Consider the following 17,988-nt stretch of genomic DNA (forward strand, 5'->3'; position numbering starts at 1 on the left):
TCAGTTTTCGAGCTGGTGGCTGTTGTCGGAAGCAGATGAAGATTTCTCCTGCACGCGGAACATCTCTATCAGTTGGAAGTCGTTGAGAAGTTGCCACAGTCGATGGTCGCTGATGGTCATGGAGACCTTCACTCCCTCTTCGTTGATGATTTTCATCAGAAAGCCAATAACGGTAGAGGTCATGGAGAAGGAATCTTCGATGATCAGGTGAATGGATTTCACGCCGCCACGCAGACACTGCTCCACACTCTCCCGAATCATCTGGGAATGGCGGATGCTCTTTATATTCCCGGTAATCACCAGCGTGGAAGAGTCTTTTTTCTGGATATCCATAAAGTACTTTCCTTTCCGTTACATTTTAAAGCGCTGGAGCATGGCCAGTTGCGTGTTGGATTTCTCCGCCAGGGTGATGGACACATCGGTGATGTTGTCTCCGGCGTTCTTGTTTTCCTGGGAAAGCTCGAACATTTCACGCATAATTTCAATGAGATCTTTGGTCTTCTTGGCGATGAAGGTGCTCTTGCGTACCAGTTCCGAGGAGGACTCCACGGTGTTGCGCAGCTTGTTCTGGGTGACTTCCGCCTGCTGCATCAGGTCCTGGGAGCTGTCGGCAATGCCCAGGATATTGGTGGCCACCTGGTCGACCTCGCCGTGGATACCATTGATGCTGCGGGTAATGCTGTTGATGATGGAGCGGATCTCGCCCAGGGAGCTCTGGGTTCTTTCGGCCAGCACGCGAACCTCGTTGGCGACAACGGCAAATCCTCGCCCCTGATCTCCGGCGCGGGCTGCCTCAATGGATGCGTTCAGCGCCAGCAGGTTGGTCTGGTCAGCCACATCGGAGATAATGGAAAGGACATCTTCAATCTTGCTGGCCTCCTGGTTCAGCGCCTGCATCTTGCGGGCCATCTCCTGCTGCGCCTGGCTGTCGTGCAGGATCTGATTGTTGACCTTTCCAAGATCGCTGATCAGCGAAGTCAGCATCTTGTAACCATCTTCAAGAACTTCGGTGGAGGTGACGGCCAGCTCTTCGGTAATATCGAGGTTTTCTCCCACTTCACTCACGAGAGTTCCCGTGCGCTCAACCAGCTCAAACTGCTGGCCGATGTTGCTGGACAGCGATTCAGCCGTCGCGGAAAGTTCCTCACTGGCAGTAGCGGTCTCATGGGAGCCATCAGTGGCTTCGCGTACGATCTCCTGGGTCATGTCCAGGAAGCGGTTCATGGCGTCATTGGCCTTGGAGATTTCGTCAGCGCCGAACACCGGAAAACGCTGCGTCAGGTCACCATCGCCTTCAGCCAGATCCAGGAAGGCGTCCTGCATCTTATTCAGGGGCCGCGTAATGGCAATGGCAATGGCAATGGCACATATCATGGAGAATCCAGCCAGAACCGCTACGACAGCGCTGGTGCGCAAAAAGGCAGTCCACTTGGCAGCATGCAGATTGTCCCGGGGCAACAGATTCATGGTAACCGCCGCCAGGCGACCCCGTCCGTCGTTCATGGGCAGGTAGGAGACGTTATAGGATGTGTTTTCAATGGTCAGAATACCAAAGGCGACTTCGCCACGTTCAACTTTCCTGAGAGCCTCGGCAGGGATCGTGTAATCACCACTGAACCCCGCAATCGTAGAGGCGTTGATCCGGTTATTGGCGACAAAGGCCACTTCCGTGTTGGAAATCTCCGCCAGGGATCGGGCGGTGTTGGAACGCAGGTAGCTGCCCACTTTTATGGTGCCCACGATCTGCCCCTGGTAGTTCAGGGGCATTACGGCGTCCATGGCCATCTCACCAGTGGTGATGGAGACGGTCAGACCATTGCTGGCTCTTCCCTGCAGCGCGTCGCGCACCATGGGCACCGCCGACTTATTGTCGCCGCTGCGGCCAGGATTGTGACCGCGCAGGATCACAATCCCCTGGTCGTCGGTAACTTCCAGAGTGGCAATGGTCGGGTCGTTTTTCGCAAGGGACTGATAGTCCTGGGTCAGGAGGCGCTCAAGGGTAGCCGTATCGCTGAAGGCCGTGGCCGTGGCAATCTCATGCTTGCGGGCGTGAATGTCGGCATAGGTGGTTACCCGCTCCTGCAGGGTCTGCAGGGCAGCGGCTGTACTGGTGGCGGCATTCTTGATGATGATTTCATAATCATCTTCAATGGTGGTGTGGGTGGCCAGCATGACCAGACCCACCATAACTACAGCCACAGAAGAGACCATGGCCACAAAAAAAGCGATCAGCTTGAACCTGATGGTGAGATTGGGAAACAGATACCATGGCCGCCTGTGAGTGATGTTCATCGGAGATTTCCCCTGCCTGAACAGAGTCAGCTGTTTCTGATGAGCCTGTGATGCCAAAAGTCCCCCCTTGTATGACTGCACCGCCATGATCGTGCCATGGCGCCCTCGAGTAAGTCGGACAGTTCGTTTATGCGTGCGCCAGTTTCGCGCTCTTGACCGTGTTGTACATCAGCATGGCAATGGTCATGGGCCCGACACCGCCGGGAACCGGCGTGATGGCGGATGACTTCGGTGCCACCTCGTCGTAGGCCACATCACCCACCAGTCGATAGCCCTTGCTGTTATCAGCGTCTATGCGATTAATGCCGACATCGATGACCACAGCGCCCTCTTTGACCATATGGGCCTTGATGAATTCCGGCTTGCCAATTGCGGCCACCAGGATATCCGCCTGGGCGCAGACCTCTTCCAGGTTGCGGGTCGCACTGTGGCAGATGGTCACCGTGCTGTTGCAGCCCATATTGGAGCCCGAGTCCTTCTGCAGCATCATGGCCGCCAGTGGTTTGCCGACGATATCGCTTCGGCCCACAATCACCGCGTGCTTGCCGGTAGTCTCAATGCCCGTGCGCTTGATGAGCTGCACCACGCCATGGGGCGTACAGGGCAGGAAGCGTGGCGCTCCGATCAGGACGCGGCCGACATTGTCTGGATGGAAGCAGTCCACATCCTTCTGTGGCGCGATGGCATTGATCACCTCGCTCTCATCCAGGTGGTGGGGCAGTGGCAGTTGACACAGAATTCCGTGGATCTGTGGATCGTCGTTGTACTGCTGCACCACGGACAGCAGCTCTGCCTGCGAAGTGGCAGCGGGCAGGATGGAAGACTTGGAGAGGATGCCGATCTTTTCGCAGGTCTTCTGCTTGCTGCCGACATAGACTTTACTGGCAGGGTCGTCGCCCACCAGGATAACCGCCAGGCCTGGCTGGATGCCTTGACTTTTCAGCGCGGAAACTTCTGCGGACAGCTCGTCCAGTATGGTTTGTGAGAGTTTTTTACCATCGAGAATAGTTGGCATGTGAACACCTTGTGAATGATTTTACGCACGTGGCCAAATGAAGGCAACCGTGCGTAATGTATACAGAATATTACCGTTTAACGGTACAAAAATCCATAAGTAATTACGCCCAGTGAGAATGTAACAGGGGCGCTTGCATCTGCCATTGTAGCGAGGTACGCTGCGGGTAATACTCCAGGAGGCATTTATGCATATACTGATAACCAATGATGATGGCATTTTCAGCTGCGGGCTCCAGGCTCTGGTGGATATTTTTGCTCCGGGCAACGAAGTCACGGTGGTGGCACCGGACACGGAACGCAGCGCCATCGGGCATGCCATTACCATTTCTACACCATTGTGGACGGAAGACGTTGAATTTCGCGGCGCAAGCCGCGCCTACAAGACCACCGGCACCCCGGCGGACTGCGTGAAGCTGGCCCTGCGGGGCCTGGGAATCAGACCCGATATGGTTATCAGTGGCATCAATAAAGGCCCCAACTGTGGCAGCAACATCATCTATTCCGGCACCGTCTCCGCTGCCACCGAAGGCCTGCTGCAGGGCATACCCTCCTTTGCCGTCAGTGTGGACGACTACCGCAAACCCAATTACAACGCGTGTCACGGTCACCTGCGTTCCCTGGTGGAACGGCTGTTGCCCTTTGACACCGGACGCTTTCTCTTTAACATCAACCTGCCCTCCACAGACGCCGATCGTATACAGGGCGTGCGCATTACCCGCCAGGCCGTCTCACGGTATCGCGATGTCTTTGAAAAACGCCACTGCCCACGCCAGCGAGAGTACTGGTGGCTGACCGGAGAAGAACTGGAGCACGAATCCGCAGAGGAAACCGACTGGGTTGCCATGAAGCAGAACTACATCAGCGTGACCCCCGTGCAGTTTGATCTGACGGATCATGAGAGTTTTCAGGTGCTCAGGAACAATGGATTTTAATCTGTGCGCGTACAGTAAGGCGCTGATTGCCTGATGTCCATTTCGACGAAACAGACTGAATAGAGTAACAGGTTTTGGTGTGTGTTTTGCTACTTTGGACCCGCCCAAAGTAGCTGGGAAGCGGCCCCCAGTGCTGCCCTTTTCAGCCGTCCGCTTGCCTGGAACTGGGGACCGCAAACAACCGCCCTCCGTGGCTTTTGGTTTGCGGTTGCCGCCCTCGTGGCGTCAACCCTGCGGGTCCATAGCGTTCCAGTCTTCGCGTCCTGGCTGGGCCAGCCCACGGGGGAGAGACAGAAACAGGCCGTTCCCCCCTGAGCCCGTCCGGTGAGTGCGACGCCTGGCTGGCAAGACCCGAAGGGACACTCACAGGAAGTGAGTGGTCCGGCAGCACTGCAGGGAAGCAGGGGTCAGGCAACGCAAAGAGGCCCAGGTGCAAGGCGCGGGCAAAGCGAGGAGCGAGGCGTACCTCCCTGTACGTCGCAGTGACGAGCGATGCCCGGCAACGCAGCAGATGGGCCTCTTTGAGCAGCCTGCTGCCGGATCTCCAGAACAGGCGAGCAATGACCCGGAAAAACGGGCGTTCGGGGGGCGCGTTTTTGTACACTTTTTGCGCGGTCAAAAAGTGTAATGCACCTGTTCAAGATGAGTATGGAAATGTGTGACTCGCTGATCAGGAACAGCAGAGTTTCGGTTTCCTGTCAGGACCGTTATGCAGAAGAAAAGTTCTTCTGTTAATCAGAAATACCACAGCACTTGTACTCCCCAGATATCCTGGTCGCTTTCGGGTTGGTAGGCGGGGTTGTCAAGCCAGGGTACATCCACGGGCTTGGAGGCGGAGAAGCGGTAGGAGTCGTAGTAGAGGGATATGGCGTAGCGGTTGCGTCCGCTTTCATCTACCCGCACGCTGGTTATCCGTGCAAAGGTGGAGCTCAGGCGTCCTGGTGAAAGCTGGGCACCTTCAACGTATTCGTTGGTATAAAAGGGGTACTTAATGCCCATGCGCCCGTGGAATCGCCATTGGGGTGTCATATGGGCCAGCCCCACCGCGAATCGGGAGTAGAGGATAAAGTACTCCTCCAGGTAACCACTGGCTCGAACGGTGTCGCCGGTGGAGGTGGTGACGGTAGTACTCTGGATATCCCGTTCCCACATCTCCAGACCGCCGCCCAGCAGCAGATCGCCATAGAAATCTCCCAGCTCCTTGCGGTAGCCCAGCAGTCCATCATAGCGGTTGCCGAAGTACTCCGTGGTGGAGGTGGCGGGATCGCCGTCCATGGTGGCTCCGTCGTAGTCCACGCTGCCGAAGTAGAAGCGCCCTTCCAGAGCCAGCAGGGGGCCTTCGCCGGCATGGGTCATATTGTCCCATCCCAGGGCCAGGACATGGCGCAGACCGCTCTCCTCCAGGAGCTTGCCGCCGCCGTGGTACTCTTTCCAGGTGTAGTTTTCCAGGCCGTAGGACAGGGAAAGCTGGTGGGAAGTCGCCCAGGAAAAAGAAAACAAGCACAGTATTGACAGTGTCAGGAGTGACAGGGATCGCAGGAATTTTGTCGGTGCCATGGTAACCTCCCGGCGGTGGGCAAAGAATTCAGCCTGTCCAGAATATACCATGGACAGGCTGAATGGAACGATAAATGTGCTGGTCAACGATCGGCTGTATTGAACTGCCTGCTCAGAAGGTCACTTCCAGACCCAGGTTGAACATCATTGCCCGGGGGACGCTGTCGCCGTCGGCACTGTCAAGGCTGTAGGCCAGGTCGAGGTTCAGGGCCTTGAAGAGGGTGACACCGCTGGTCAGGAAGCTGAGCTCTTCGCCCGCCAGGTTTTGGCGGTAGCCCACGCGGAAGCCGGGAATCCACCAGCTTTGGGTGGCGTAGGCGGCGCTGAGGGTCATCCACTGGTAGTCGTCGCCCACCAGGTCGGCAGCGCTGTTGAGGTCAAGGCCCGCGCCCAGCACCCAGTTGCGGCTGGCGGTATAGAGGGCGCCCTCGGTGCGGATCTGGCGCTCCAGCTTGCCCTTGCCGATATACCCGTCGGGGGTATCGAAGCTGGGTTCATTGAAGTTGACCAGGGTGGCGCCGACGCGGTAGTTCTCCGCTGCCCAGATCACGCCCACGTCGAGGCCGAGGCTGGTGCTCTCCACCAGGTTGGCGTCCATATTGTCGCGGATGGCGTCGATGGCGTCGTCCTCATCCTTGGTGGAGACGGAGACATAGGAGAGTTCGGCGTTGTAGTGCTTCAGTCGGCCACCCACATAGAGGAGGCCCTTTTCGTGCTCGTAGGCGCGGGCGCTGTAGGCCACGCCCAGCTCACGCAGCATGCCGCCGTGGATGCTCAGGTTGGCGTTTGTGTCGACTTCAGGAGTATTGCCTGCTGCTATCCATGTGGCAATCTGCTCATCAGTCATGCCGCTGTCAGGAAGATTTGAGGTGATCTGGGCTGGTGTGCCAATGGTGTCGCCGTGAACAAACATTTTGCCCTGGCCGGAGAAGTTGGCGTCAAAGGTCAGGCTGCCGCGCAGGGTGTCAAAGGTGGCGATGACGGGCATCAGGGGAGCGTGGGCCGAGAAGCCGAACTTCACATAGCCCTTTTCGTGGGCGTCGGCGAGGAAGGAGTTAAATTCCCCTTCAAGGTATTCGTAGTCGGCCAGAGCTTCCCTGACGGTGTTGACGTCCTGCTGGGCTTGAATTAACTCAAGGCCAGGAGTGTAATTCGGGAAGTTAAGCTCGTAGTCCTTAAATTCATAGTCCATGAAGTCGTCCAGCTTATCCATCATGTCTTCCACGTTGCCCACTTCGATGGCGAAGCCCACGGAACCCAGCAGGCCGAAGCGAAGTCCGCGCTTCTCCGCGGCGGCGCCGGCGGCGGGGTTGGCGGTGGTGGACATGATGGTCTGGGGATTACTGATATCACCAAAAGTCAGGTTGGGACCGGACGGATGGAAGTGGGGAGCCGCCAGGGCTGAGAAGGGAAGCAGGGTGACGAGCAGGGCACTGCTGATGCGTTTCATTGGGGTAACCTCCGTGAGTAGTGGGCGCAGCTCCTGATTCGCATTCAGGGGCTGGTCAGAAAAGAAATGCGATGATTTGAACCATCGCTATGGTACATTATGGGACGTTAGGGGTTTTTGATCTTTGACGCATTCCGTTGATATGGTGAAAATATAAAAGCGTTTCGGGACACTGTCAACGGATACTTTGCGTGCAGATAAACACCGTGGTGCCGTAACCATGACTCTACAGGGGAAGCAGATGAGGTTTTTTACGCCATTTTCCGGGAATCTGTTTGTTCTTCGCCGTCACTCAAGCGCGCCGGAGATGGAGGCGTTGCTGGCGAATTTTTTCCATCTGGGCGCGGTCGAGGTTTTTGACTGCGATATTCAGTGCTGCGATACTTTTGACTGGCGGTTGTGGAGGGCGGGTTATCACCTGCAGGCGGTACAGGAACACCAGAGCTTTGGGCTCAGCCTCTGGCGCGATGCAAACCAGGTGGACACTGCCGATATATCGGGAGTAATGCCGCGCTTTGCCGAGCAGTTTGCCCCGGGTGCGCTGCGCAGGCGTCTGCGGAAACTTGCGGGAAATCGGGCTCTGCTTCCCTTTCTGTCCGTGGAAGGTCGCCAGAGCTGCTGGCAGCTGCGTGACGAAGACGGAAGCGGTGTCACCCTCGCGCTGATAGAGGCCGAACTGGAGTTCGCACGGCAGGGCGAGGCGCGCCGGGCTGCGGGGAATTTTCTGCAGATTGTCCCCCTGGAGTCCTGTTCTGCTGAATTTCTGCGGCGGGTGCTGACGGTGTGCTGCTCTTTACAGGGGGTGGAGTCCCTTGATGGTGGCCTGGTGGGTTTTGGTATCGAGGCACTGGGTATGGTTCCCGGTGATTACCAGCCATGGCAGGCCCAGCGCTTCGATGCCTCCATGGAGTCGGCTCCATGTGTGCGCTCGATACTTGGCCAGTGGGTGGCGGTGATGGGGCGCAACGAACATGGCATGGTGCATGATCTGGATGCGGAATTTCTCCACGACTATCGTGTCGCTCTGCGTCGCCTGCGTTCGCTGCTGCGCTCCATGGGAGATGTGCTGGACGCGGAGGTTGTCCAGTCGCTGCGTGTTGACCTGGCCTGGCTCAGCAGCCGCACGGGCCTGGCCAGGGATCTGGATGTCTTCCTTGAGTCCCTGGAGCCGTTGCAGCGCCAGCTGCCCCCGGGGAGTGGGGAAGTGTTGCTGTCACTGAAGTCGCTGCTGTGGCACAAGCGCCGCCGCGCCTATGGATCGCTGCAGCGGCTGCTGAGTTCCGCCCGTTACGCGCGTGTTCTGGATCGCCTGAATTCGCTGGTGCTTCGCGAGGACGATCAGGCTTCATTGATGACGGCGGCTATGGCCGATATTCCCATCAAGCAGCTGGCGGACCTGTGTATTGGTGATGCCCTGGCGCGTTTACTGAAGAAGGGTGGCAGAATCCGGGCGAAGAGTTCCGACGAACAGCTGCACGAGGTGAGGATTGCCGCCAAGCGGCTGCGCTACCTGCTGGATATCTTTCCCTCCCTGTACGGGGGCTCTGGCTTTGAGCGGGCGGTGCGCGCGCTGAAGGAGTTGCAGACCTGCCTGGGCGAATTCAACGATGTTGCCGTTCAGCTGCAGGCTCTGGAAGAGTACGCTGCGCAGATGTATCGCAGTCAGGCTGAGGGCGGCTACCGGCTGTATATGGCACTGGGTTATCTGCAGGCGCTGCTCCATCAGCGTAGGTCGCACTGTCGCGGGGAGTTTGCGCGGCAGTGGAAGAAGTTTGCCGACAACCGTGTTCAGAAGCACTTTTCTGCTATGCTTGGCGATATATTGAAAAAACGAGATGGGGAGGATACGTGAAACTTCTGGTCAGTGCTCTGGAGCCTTCGGCCAATGTGCATCTGGAACGGCTGATGTCCCAGCTGCCCGGTGTGGAAATTCAGGGGATTTTCAGCGATCACCTGGGCAAGCCGCTTATCGACAGCCGGGAGTTTTCGGTGATGGGCTTTGTGGACGCCTTTGCCAAGATTCCCTTTGCCCGCAAGGCCATTGATATGATGACCCGGCAGGCTCCCCTGCATGATGCGGTGCTGCTGATCGACTCTTCGGGGTTTCACATTCCCCTGGCAAAATCCATCAAGAAGCAGCATCCCCATGTGAAGATCATCTACTACATCCTGCCCCAGGTATGGGCCTGGCGGTCGGGCCGGATTCCCGTGGTGGAGGCGGTGACCGATGTGCAGGCGTCGATTCTGCCCTTTGAGAACCAGTTCTGGAAACATGCCCATTATGTGGGGCATCCACTGATGGAGGAGATTCGCACCTGGAAGAATGACGTCAGTCAGGGCAGTACCGTGGCGTTTCTGCCGGGCAGTCGCCGCAGCGAGATCGGCAAGCTGATGCCGGTGTACCGTGAGGTGGCCGCCAGCCTGTCGGGGCGCAAGCTGCTGGTGATTCCACCCCACTATCGAGAGAATGATATTGCCGAGATGTACGGGGATTTGCGGGGGTTCGAGGTGGCGCGTTCCACCCACGAAGCTTTGCTGGAGGCGTCCTTCGCCTTTGTGTGTTCGGGCACGGCTACCCTGGAGGCGACTCTGATCGGGACGCCCTTTGTGCTGGCGTACCGGGCCAAGGCGCTGGACTACTTCCTGGGGCGGCACTTTGTGAAGCTGCCCTATATCGGGCTTTCCAATATGATCTTCCACTTCGCCGGACGACCGCCCATTCATCAGGAGTTTCTGCAGGACGAGGTGACAGCGCAGAACCTTCTGAATGCCATGGCGCAGATCGATGGTCAGGATTTTCTGGAGCGCTCCAGGGAGATGCGCGCTCTGTTGCAGGTGACGCCGGAGCACAGTCTGTCCCAGGTTATTGATCGTCTGGTGCGGGAAGGTCGGGCATAACCGACGAGTGGTGGTCGACGATGGTCCATACGCCGTTGTGCAGACGCAGCGTAAAACTGTAGCGTCCCTGGGCGGACTTTGACTGGCCATTTTCCGTCCAGCTGAAGGTGAAGTGGCCGGAGCAGGCGGCGGAGTTTTCCCACTGACGCGTGTGCGCGGGGTGGAGGACAATACGGGGCTGTTCTTTGGTGAAGACCGTGGCGAAGTAGTTCCGGATTGCGTCGGAGTCCTGGCGCAGGGTGGTGGAAAAGGTTCCCCACAAGGTTCCCCGCTGCGGGTCATAGGTTCGCACCAGGGCTTCGATATCCTGGCGGTTGAAGGCGTCCTGCCAGTGGGACAGAAAATGTTCCGGCTTCATGGTTGCCTCCTGTGCGTTTTTCTTCCATGGTAGCAAGTCCCGGGGCCTGGGGCAACGCCGCACATGGGGGGGCCGCTGCCTGTCAATGGGCTATACCAAAGTCAAAGGGTGCGAAATTTCAGGAAGGAGCTGTGTGTGAGTGACCATCGGGTCTATATGGAGCAGGCCATTGCCATGGCAAGGCAGAATATTGACAGTGGAGATGGCGGCCCCTTCGGGGCGGTGATCGTGCGAGAGGGGCAGGTTGTCGGTCGGGGGCGCAACGGGGTGACCAGTAGCCTGGACCCCACGGCTCACGCTGAAATCGTGGCGATACGCGACGCCTGCGCCAATCTGAAAACTTTCCACCTTGAGGATTGTGATATATACACAAGTTGTGAGCCCTGCCCCATGTGCCTGGGGGCCATTTATTGGGCGCGGTTGCGTGCCATTTACTACGCTGCCAACCGTCAGGATGCGGCCAGGGTGAATTTTTCCGATGAGTTCATATATGAGCAGATTGGCGTAGATCCACGCTTTCGGGTGATACCGGCGCGTCATGTTGAGCATCCGGCCGCGCTGGAAGTATTCCGGCTCTGGCAGGACAAAGAGGACCGGATCGACTACTGACGCGCATTCTGTGTTGACAATTGTCCGTATTCTCGTATTTTTGACTCTTATCTCCTCTTGTGACACGGATGTGCAGTTCACCGCATGGAAGCGCGTGAGGATGCTTCATGGCGGTTCAAGGTGTCGCCCACTCCCATGCATCGTTGGTTGATGTCTCCCGCAGAAAAGGGCCTCTGGCCTCCGGCGGGGGAGGCACTGCTGTTGGCGAAGACGCTTCCGGAGCCACGGATTTTGCGGAACAGGTAGAGATTCAGCGTCATGGCAGTCGCAGCGCCTCTTTCTTTCGCCTGGTGCTGGAGGATATTCAGGAGGGCCTGAACCTGGTGCGCATGGCAAAGGAACGCATTGACGGTCAGGAAGGTCTGCAGAATTCCCTGTTGCGCCTGTACAGCGTTTCCTCGAAGGCTGCCGCTGGCCGGGAACTGGTTCCTGCTGATCGTCAGCGCATCAGTGAGGAGCTGACATTTCTGCAGAGTTACATTGGCCGGATTGCCGGGGAGAACACCAATATGGGCTCACGGGTGATTCCGGTAGTCGACTCCAGTCATGGTGGCATTGTGGACTCCTTTGTGGTGCACGCGCAGTCCCTGCGCCTGGAGCCTTTGGTGAGCAGCGAGGGAAATGCGGTTTCTGCTGCGGAGGTTGCGGCGTTTTCACAGCGCTCTCTGGAGCGGGTTGCCCGTGAATATGAGCGGTTGCACGAACTGGAGGAGCGGGTGGTGGCTTCCCTTGACAGCGCCCTTGAGTCCTTGCGTCCTTCCGTTGCCCTGGAGGGACCTGGAATTGTTCGGGATTTCATACAAAACGCTGTTCGAAATTCAGAACAATTCCGTCAATTGCCTCTGGATGCCTCTAGACTTGATGCCGGACGCGTCATGGCCCTGGTGACTCCTTCACTCTCCAATTGACTTTTTCTGCAATGAACCCCTATTTTATACCAGCTGGTAAAAATATTGTCAGTTTACTGGGCATGACTTGTATTCTCACCATGCGGGCATGCCGGTTCAGAACGGTGTTCCCGTCCGTTGAGTAATCAATAGAGAGATGCGAAGGAGTTGATTATGGTCAATGCAGGAGTTTCCAAGCATACGAGAGGGGAAGAAGGGCAGCGCCGTAAACTGGACGCTCAGGCGGAAAAACGCCTGCAGGAACTGCGCGCTATGCCTTCATTGAAAAGTGGCCCGACTTTCAGTGAAAAGCTGAAAGAACGGGGTATTTCACGTCGTCAGTTCATGCAGTGGGCGGCCACGATTACCGCAGCGATGTCTTTGCCGGTGACCTTTACCCGCCGCGTTGCGGAAGCAGCGGAGCTGCTGGATCGTATTCCGGTCATCTACCTCCATATGGCGGAGTGTACCGGGTGCAGTGAGAGTCTGCTGCGCACCGACTCTCCTACCCTTGAATCCCTTATCTTTGACTACCTTTCCCTGGAATATCATGAAACCATCATGGCCGCATCGGGCTGGCAGGCGGAAGAGAACCTTGAGCGCGCCATGGATGTGCATCAAGGGAAGTACATCCTGATGGTGGAAGGCGCTGTGCCGGCTGGTCGCGACAGCTTCTACCTGACTATCGGTCCCCATGCCCACACCGGTGAGTCCATTGTGAAGAAGGCAGCCGATGGCGCGGCCGCTGTGATTGCTGTGGGCGCCTGCGCCACCTATGGCGGTATTCAGGCTGCCCGTCCGAACCCCACCAATGCCCGCCCGGTCAGCAAGATCATCAGCAAGGCCGTCATCAACATCGCCGGCTGTCCTCCCAGTGAATCCAATATTGTCGGAACCATTCTCCACTACATTCTCTTCGGGACTCTTCCCGCCCTTGACTCCTTCGGACGCCCCCGCTGGGCTTATGGCATGCGGGTACATGATATGTGCGAACGTCGGGGTCGCTTTGATGCTGGTGAATTTGTGCAGCGCTTTGGTGACGATGGTGCCCGACGCGGTTATTGCCTCTACCGTGTCGGCTGCAAGGGCCCCTATACCTTTAACAACTGTGCCATTGAACGCTTCAACCAGCATACCAGCTGGCCGGTTCAGGCGGGTCACGGCTGCATCGGCTGCAGTGAACCCAACTTCTGGGATACCATGGCGCCTTATGAAGAGCCCCGCAAGGACCACCTGTACTCTGGTGTCTTTGGTGGAATGGGCGCCGATGCCACGGCTGACAAGATTGGCATTGCCCTTCTGACGGCCACGGCGGTGGGCATTGGTGCTCACGCTGTCTACTCTGTTGTGCAGGGGAACTTCCGGAACCCCAAGGTTCTTGACCATGAAGATGAGACCAAGACCTCTGCGGACAGTAAATAAGATTTAAGGAGCACGGAATATGTCAAGACGTATAGTGGTTGATCCCATCACGCGCATTGAAGGCCACCTGAGGGTGGATGTGGTTATCGACGATAACAATACCATTACCGATGCCTTTGCCAGCGGCACCCTGTTCCGCGGTATTGAGGAGATTCTCAAAGGCCGCGATCCTCGCGATGCCGGTTTTATGACCCAGCGTATCTGCGGCGTCTGTACCTACTCCCACTACAAGGCGGGTATTGAGGCGGTCGAAAACGCCCTGGGGATCATTCCCCCCTATAACGCCCAGCTGGTTCGCTCGCTCATGGGTATCGCGCTCTTTATGCACGATCACCTGGTGCACTTCTATCATCTCCACGGCCTCGACTGGTGTGACATCACCCAGGCACTGGCGGCTGATCCCCGCAAGGCGTCGGATCTGGCGTTCCGCTACGCCGAATTCCCGGTTTCCACAGGTGCCGATGAGCTGAAAGCGGTGCAGGCCAAAGTGAAGACCTTCGTGGACAAAGGCCACCTGGGTCCATTTGCCAACGCCTACTGGGGCCATGGCACCTACCACTTCACCCCGGAGCAGAACCTGATTGTTCTCTCCCACTATCTGAAAGCGCTGGAAATCCAGCGTACGGCTGCCCAGATGCTGGCCGTATTCGGCGCCAAACAGCCCCATCCCCAGTCCCTGACCGTGGGTGGAGTTACCTGTATCATGGATCTGGAGAGCCCGGCTCGCCTGGGTGAGTTCCTGACCCGCTTTGAGGAGACGGCCGACTTTATCCGTCGCGCCTACTATGCCGACGTGAAGATGGCGGCTGAGGCCTATGTGGGTGAGGACAGTGTCCTCAAGGGATGCAACATCAAGAACTTCCTCTCGGCGTCCCAGTATCAGATCAATCGCACCGAGACGATCTTCGACAGTGGGTATATACTGAACGGCGACCTGAGCCGGGTCTATGAGGTTGATGAGCAGATGATCACCGAAGAGGCCACCCACGCCTGGTATCGGGACAATGCTCCGCTGCACCCATATGAGGGGAAAACCAACCCCAACTACACCGGCTTCCAGGATGGCGATACCGTAAATGGACGGGCCAAGATTCTCGATGGCGATGGCAAGTACACCTGGGTCAAGGCACCCCGCTACGATGGCAGGCCCATGGAAGTCGGGCCGCTGGCTCAGATGCTGGTGGGCTATGGCAAGGGCAACCCCCGCGTACAGCGCATCGTCAACACCTTCCTGCAGGAAACCGGCCTGCCCACCGAAGCGCTCTTCAGTACCCTGGGCCGTACGGCAGCCCGCATGCTGCAGACCATTCTCATGGTGGATTGCGGCAAGGAGACCTTCATGAATCTGATAGAGAACCTGAAGGTGGATCGCGAAACCTGCGCGCCGTACTCCATTCGCAAAGACCGTGAATATCGCGGCAGCTTCAACGGTGATGTGCCCCGTGGCGCGCTGAGCCACTGGGTCAGTATTAAGAATGGCGTCATCGACCACTATCAGGCCGTTGTCCCTTCCACCTGGAACGCCAGCCCCAAGGATGCCCAGGGGCAGTCCGGCCCCTATGAGGCCGCGCTGATCGGAACCCGCCTGCAGGATCCCACCAAGCCCCTGGAGATTATCCGTACCATCCACTCCTTTGACCCCTGTCTGGCCTGCGCCATTCACGTTATGGATGTGAAAGGAAACAGCCTGGCTCAGTACAGGGTTGATCCGCAAACCGGCCTTTCTTCGTAGAAGGGGGGAGACCATGGCAACAGCGATAAAAAAAGTGAAGAAAAAACTGCTCTACAGTGATGAATTTGACCGCCAGTACCGCTTTTCGGCGGAAATTCGCTGGGCGCACTGGATACGGGCACTGGTAATCTTTGTGCTCATTTTTACCGGTTTCTATCTGGCCAGCCCGTTCATCACGCCAGCGGCAGTGGATGAGCCCATCAAGTTTCAGAACGCGCTTTTTCGCTTCTGGCATATGGTGTGCGGTTTTATTCTCATGGCCATAACCACGTTTCGGGTGTACCTGTACTTCTTTGACGCCCGTTCACGCCAGTATGAGTGGGCGTCCATGGAAGATGCCAGGCATATTACCTCCTGGATACGCCAGATCAAGAGCTACCTCTACCTGGATCAGTTCCCGAAGCGCGGCATGTACGGTCCCCTGCAGAATGCCTCCTATCTGATCCTGATGCTTATTGTGATCGCTGAAGTGGTTACAGGGGCCATACTCTACTCCCATGTGTACCACAATGGCATGGGACACTTCTTTGGAGTGATTTTTGGCCCCCTGGAGTACCTGATGGGTGGTCTGGCCAACGTGCGGAATATTCACTACATCTTTATGTGGTGCATTATCATCTTCATACCGATCCACATCTATATGGTGTTCTGGTATGCCAACCGATATCCGGGCAGTATTGATGTTATCTTCAGCGGGAACACTTTCCGCCCCCATGACCCGGAAAAAGACTGAGTCTTTTCCGCTACCGCATGACAGGGTGGGGCCCAGGCCCCACCTGTTTTTTTTGGAGTAAACCTGTATGAAAATACTGATATTGGGCATAGGGAATATTTTGCTGGGTGATGAGGGAATAGGAGTGCAGGCGGCCATGTGCCTGCGTCAGAACCTTGAGTTCATTGGCCCCCATGAAGTTGACATCCTGGACGGGGGAACTCTGGCGCACCAGCTTATCCCCACCATGGCGCTGTACGACCACCTGGTCATCATTGACGCCATTCGCGCCGATGACGTGGCGCCGGGAGAGGTCTATTTTTTTGACATGGATCGCGTCCCCACCGGAGTAACCTGGAAGAGTACCGTGCATGAAGTAGAAATGCTGCAGTCCCTCTCCATGATGGAGCTGGTGGGTGACCGTCCCCAGACCTTTGTGCTGGGAGTTGTTCCCCTGGAAATAACGGGTCTTTCCTTTACGCTGTCACCAGCGGTTACGGCAGCCTATGGGGTCATTGAGCGCACGCTGACCGAACATCTTGTCGGACTTGGGATGGATGTGCGCAAAGTTCAGCACCATCCCGTCGAAAAGATTGCCGATGTACTGCGTCAGCGCTGGGAAGAAAATGAGGGAGTGAAGTGACCATGAAGGTTCTGGTATTTGACTTTGAATATGTTTCCTGGAACGAAGTGCTGGAAAAAAGTCTGCTGCGCTGTGCTGAAAGTTTTGGACTGACCTGCCATCTGGAGCGTTGCGGCACTACCGTCAGCCTCTATGTGCAGGCCACCCAGGAAACGCTGGCGGAGTTTGCCGATCTGCTTGGGAGTCAGGTTCCCCTGTCCCTGTTCCTGAAATCTGCCGCAGTGCGCGAGGTGCAGCAGCTGCCGGCTTCATTGTCGGTATGGCGAAGCCAGAACCCCCCCGCTGTTGACATGCCCTTTTGTCCCCAGTGTCTTGAGGCCTTCAGTGATCCCGCTTCCGATGCCTATGCCAATCCCTTTCTGAGCTGCGAAATCTGTGGATATGCGCGGCGCGTCCAGCAGGTTCCCGCAGCGCTTGTGCTGGAAGGGGCTGACGGGCAGCTCGCCCAGGCGAACAGGGGCCAGGCTGTGCTGGACCTGGTGCGCGACGCGGTTGACCGGCTTCTGGAAAGGGAGGTCATGGAACTGGATACCCTGAGTGGTCGGTATTGGGTGTTCCTGAACCACGAAACCGCCGCGCGCACTGGTGAAGAACCCGTACTGCTCTTCAGTGAAGCACGCTCTGTGGACATGATGGTGTTTCCCCATGAAGGGGCATTCCGGGCAATGGCCAGCCTTGAAAAGCCACTGGTGAGGCTGACGTTGCTGCCGGAATACCGTGAGCGCTGCGCGATTGTCGCGTACAGCATCCAGTGTGGGTTGGCCGATGATTTCATTCTGCTGCTGTTTTCCCGTGAACTTGCCGCGCGGGAGATCCCTGGAGTTTTTCTGACCCCTGCAGCGCCGCAGTGCCAGGAAGGCGTAGTCAGAGTGCGCACTGATGGTGTGTTGCTGGAGCCCCAGGGGCGCCCGCTGGTGAATACGGCAGGTGGCATGGCATTTCTGGAGAGTGGCGAGCGCGGTCTTTTTCCCGCCCTGCAGCCAGCCTTAAATCCAAAACACATGTATGCCCAGAGTGCAGGCTTTGTCGCTCAGGTGCGCGACGAGAATTTCTGCAGGATTGAAAGAATCCAGACTGACCAGCGCCGGGAAGAGGTGAGCAGCGCCAGCGTCCATGAGTCCGTCGCGCGGGAAAATGGCTGTAACCCTGGGGATCTGCTGGGGGTATTTGTGGCAGATTTTGCGCAGTGTATCGGTCGTGCGGACGACAGTGGCTACGAGACCCTGTGGGTCGCGAAGGGATTTGGGAGCACTGGCTGGGAACTGGTGGAATCTATCGGCCAGAGTGAAAGCGGAGCGCGCTTGCTGGAAAACTATCGCAGCGAGTATCCGGGCAACTGGAGTGCCCTCGAGGGTTCCGGTGTGCTCAATTATCCTGTGGACTCCATGGTAAGCCTGTGGAATCTCTGTGCCCTGGTGCTGGAGAGCAAAGGGGAACTGGCTGAGCTTGCGGCGCAGTTTGCCTATACCAAGGCTCCAC

16 protein-coding genes (1 of these 16 only partly in view) are annotated in these 17,988 nt (G+C 57.3%); 10 read left to right on the forward strand and 6 right to left on the reverse strand.

All coding sequences use genetic code 11. The annotated features are described in order from the left end of the window. The 3 genes from SELIN_RS05525 to folD all read right to left on the reverse strand — a co-directional run bounded on the left by SELIN_RS05525 (nucleotide 1) and on the right by folD (nucleotide 3,307). Nucleotides 1-333: a hypothetical protein gene (locus tag SELIN_RS05525; protein WP_013505689.1), complete on the reverse strand. Its 333-nt coding sequence runs from the start codon at nucleotides 331-333 to the stop codon at nucleotides 1-3. Between the two features lie 18 nt (nucleotides 334-351). Continuing rightward, nucleotides 352-2,292, reverse strand: coding sequence for a methyl-accepting chemotaxis protein (locus tag SELIN_RS13840; RefSeq protein WP_013505690.1), 1,941 nt, complete (start codon nucleotides 2,290-2,292; stop codon nucleotides 352-354). Between the two features lie 127 nt (nucleotides 2,293-2,419). After that, nucleotides 2,420-3,307: a bifunctional methylenetetrahydrofolate dehydrogenase/methenyltetrahydrofolate cyclohydrolase FolD gene (gene folD / locus SELIN_RS05535; protein WP_013505691.1), complete on the reverse strand. Its 888-nt coding sequence runs from the start codon at nucleotides 3,305-3,307 to the stop codon at nucleotides 2,420-2,422. 187 nt (nucleotides 3,308-3,494) lie between these two features. Here folD and surE point away from each other — a divergent pair, with 187 nt between their 5' ends. Then, nucleotides 3,495-4,241 (forward strand): 5'/3'-nucleotidase SurE, encoded by a 747-nt coding sequence (gene surE / locus SELIN_RS05540; protein ID WP_013505692.1) that lies wholly within the window; start codon nucleotides 3,495-3,497, stop codon nucleotides 4,239-4,241. A gap of 735 nt (nucleotides 4,242-4,976) precedes the next feature. On the opposite strand, the gene SELIN_RS05550 is transcribed toward surE, so the two are convergent. Further along, entirely contained in the window at nucleotides 4,977-5,798 is an 822-nt protein-coding gene (locus tag SELIN_RS05550) for a hypothetical protein (protein WP_013505693.1), read from the reverse strand. A 112-nt stretch (nucleotides 5,799-5,910) separates the two neighbouring features. After that, nucleotides 5,911-7,248, reverse strand: a complete 1,338-nt coding sequence (gene traF, locus SELIN_RS05555) for a conjugal transfer protein TraF (RefSeq protein ID WP_013505694.1) — start codon at nucleotides 7,246-7,248, stop codon at nucleotides 5,911-5,913. Between the two features lie 241 nt (nucleotides 7,249-7,489). Between traF and SELIN_RS05560 the strand changes: the two genes are divergently transcribed. Continuing rightward, on the forward strand, nucleotides 7,490-9,100 hold the full coding sequence (locus SELIN_RS05560; RefSeq protein ID WP_013505695.1) for a CYTH and CHAD domain-containing protein: 1,611 nt from the start codon (nucleotides 7,490-7,492) through the stop codon (nucleotides 9,098-9,100). Further along, entirely contained in the window at nucleotides 9,097-10,146 is a 1,050-nt protein-coding gene (lpxB, locus tag SELIN_RS05565) for a lipid-A-disaccharide synthase (RefSeq protein ID WP_013505696.1), read from the forward strand. Before SELIN_RS05560 ends, lpxB begins: the two co-directional genes overlap by 4 nt. Here the strand turns inward: lpxB and SELIN_RS05570 are convergent. Then, complete coding sequence (locus tag SELIN_RS05570; protein WP_013505697.1) at nucleotides 10,112-10,504, reverse strand: nuclear transport factor 2 family protein; 393 nt, start codon at nucleotides 10,502-10,504, stop codon at nucleotides 10,112-10,114. The genes lpxB and SELIN_RS05570 overlap by 35 nt on opposite strands. 135 nt (nucleotides 10,505-10,639) lie before the next feature. Here SELIN_RS05570 and SELIN_RS05575 point away from each other — a divergent pair, with 135 nt between their 5' ends. The 7 genes from SELIN_RS05575 to SELIN_RS05605 form a co-directional block, all read left to right on the forward strand. Next, complete coding sequence (locus SELIN_RS05575) at nucleotides 10,640-11,113, forward strand: nucleoside deaminase (protein ID WP_013505698.1); 474 nt, start codon at nucleotides 10,640-10,642, stop codon at nucleotides 11,111-11,113. Nucleotides 11,114-11,220: 107 nt separating this feature from the next. Further along, nucleotides 11,221-12,021: a hypothetical protein gene (locus tag SELIN_RS05580; protein WP_013505699.1), complete on the forward strand. Its 801-nt coding sequence runs from the start codon at nucleotides 11,221-11,223 to the stop codon at nucleotides 12,019-12,021. A gap of 153 nt (nucleotides 12,022-12,174) precedes the next feature. Then, nucleotides 12,175-13,422: a hydrogenase small subunit gene (locus SELIN_RS05585; RefSeq protein ID WP_013505700.1), complete on the forward strand. Its 1,248-nt coding sequence runs from the start codon at nucleotides 12,175-12,177 to the stop codon at nucleotides 13,420-13,422. A 19-nt stretch (nucleotides 13,423-13,441) separates the two neighbouring features. Continuing rightward, a complete protein-coding gene (locus SELIN_RS05590) occupies nucleotides 13,442-15,154 on the forward strand; it encodes a nickel-dependent hydrogenase large subunit (protein WP_013505701.1) in 1,713 nt (570 codons plus the stop codon). Nucleotides 15,155-15,167: 13 nt separating this feature from the next. Beyond that, nucleotides 15,168-15,887 (forward strand): Ni/Fe-hydrogenase, b-type cytochrome subunit, encoded by a 720-nt coding sequence (gene cybH, locus SELIN_RS05595; RefSeq protein WP_013505702.1) that lies wholly within the window; start codon nucleotides 15,168-15,170, stop codon nucleotides 15,885-15,887. A gap of 67 nt (nucleotides 15,888-15,954) precedes the next feature. Beyond that, on the forward strand, nucleotides 15,955-16,509 hold the full coding sequence (locus tag SELIN_RS05600) for a HyaD/HybD family hydrogenase maturation endopeptidase (RefSeq protein ID WP_013505703.1): 555 nt from the start codon (nucleotides 15,955-15,957) through the stop codon (nucleotides 16,507-16,509). Between the two features lie 2 nt (nucleotides 16,510-16,511). After that, nucleotides 16,512-17,988, forward strand: partial view of a hypothetical protein gene (locus tag SELIN_RS05605; RefSeq protein ID WP_013505704.1) — the 5' portion only. The gene runs 338 nt beyond the window's last position; the window shows 1,477 of its 1,815 coding nt (coding positions 1-1,477); its start codon is at nucleotides 16,512-16,514; its stop codon lies beyond the right edge, outside the window.

Origin of the sequence: Desulfurispirillum indicum S5 (genome assembly GCF_000177635.2) — a bacterium.
GTDB classification, from domain to species: domain Bacteria; phylum Chrysiogenota; class Chrysiogenetes; order Chrysiogenales; family Chrysiogenaceae; genus Desulfurispirillum; species Desulfurispirillum indicum.

What these genes read in the sequence shown, in the direction of transcription:
- SELIN_RS05525 (WP_013505689.1), bottom strand. Translation starts at nt 333, where the DNA reads ATGGATATCCAGAAAAAAGACTCTTCCACGCTGGTGATTACCGGGAAT.
- folD (WP_013505691.1), bottom strand. Translation starts at nt 3,307, where the DNA reads ATGCCAACTATTCTCGATGGTAAAAAACTCTCACAAACCATACTGGAC.
- SELIN_RS05580 (WP_013505699.1), top strand. Translation starts at nt 11,221, where the DNA reads ATGGCGGTTCAAGGTGTCGCCCACTCCCATGCATCGTTGGTTGATGTC.
- SELIN_RS13840 (WP_013505690.1), bottom strand. Translation starts at nt 2,292, where the DNA reads ATGAACATCACTCACAGGCGGCCATGGTATCTGTTTCCCAATCTCACC.
- SELIN_RS05600 (WP_013505703.1), top strand. Translation starts at nt 15,955, where the DNA reads ATGAAAATACTGATATTGGGCATAGGGAATATTTTGCTGGGTGATGAG.
- SELIN_RS05590 (WP_013505701.1), top strand. Translation starts at nt 13,442, where the DNA reads ATGTCAAGACGTATAGTGGTTGATCCCATCACGCGCATTGAAGGCCAC.
- traF (WP_013505694.1), bottom strand. Translation starts at nt 7,248, where the DNA reads ATGAAACGCATCAGCAGTGCCCTGCTCGTCACCCTGCTTCCCTTCTCA.
- cybH (WP_013505702.1), top strand. Translation starts at nt 15,168, where the DNA reads ATGGCAACAGCGATAAAAAAAGTGAAGAAAAAACTGCTCTACAGTGAT.
- SELIN_RS05560 (WP_013505695.1), top strand. Translation starts at nt 7,490, where the DNA reads ATGAGGTTTTTTACGCCATTTTCCGGGAATCTGTTTGTTCTTCGCCGT.
- SELIN_RS05585 (WP_013505700.1), top strand. Translation starts at nt 12,175, where the DNA reads ATGGTCAATGCAGGAGTTTCCAAGCATACGAGAGGGGAAGAAGGGCAG.
- SELIN_RS05570 (WP_013505697.1), bottom strand. Translation starts at nt 10,504, where the DNA reads ATGAAGCCGGAACATTTTCTGTCCCACTGGCAGGACGCCTTCAACCGC.
- SELIN_RS05550 (WP_013505693.1), bottom strand. Translation starts at nt 5,798, where the DNA reads ATGGCACCGACAAAATTCCTGCGATCCCTGTCACTCCTGACACTGTCA.
- surE (WP_013505692.1), top strand. Translation starts at nt 3,495, where the DNA reads ATGCATATACTGATAACCAATGATGATGGCATTTTCAGCTGCGGGCTC.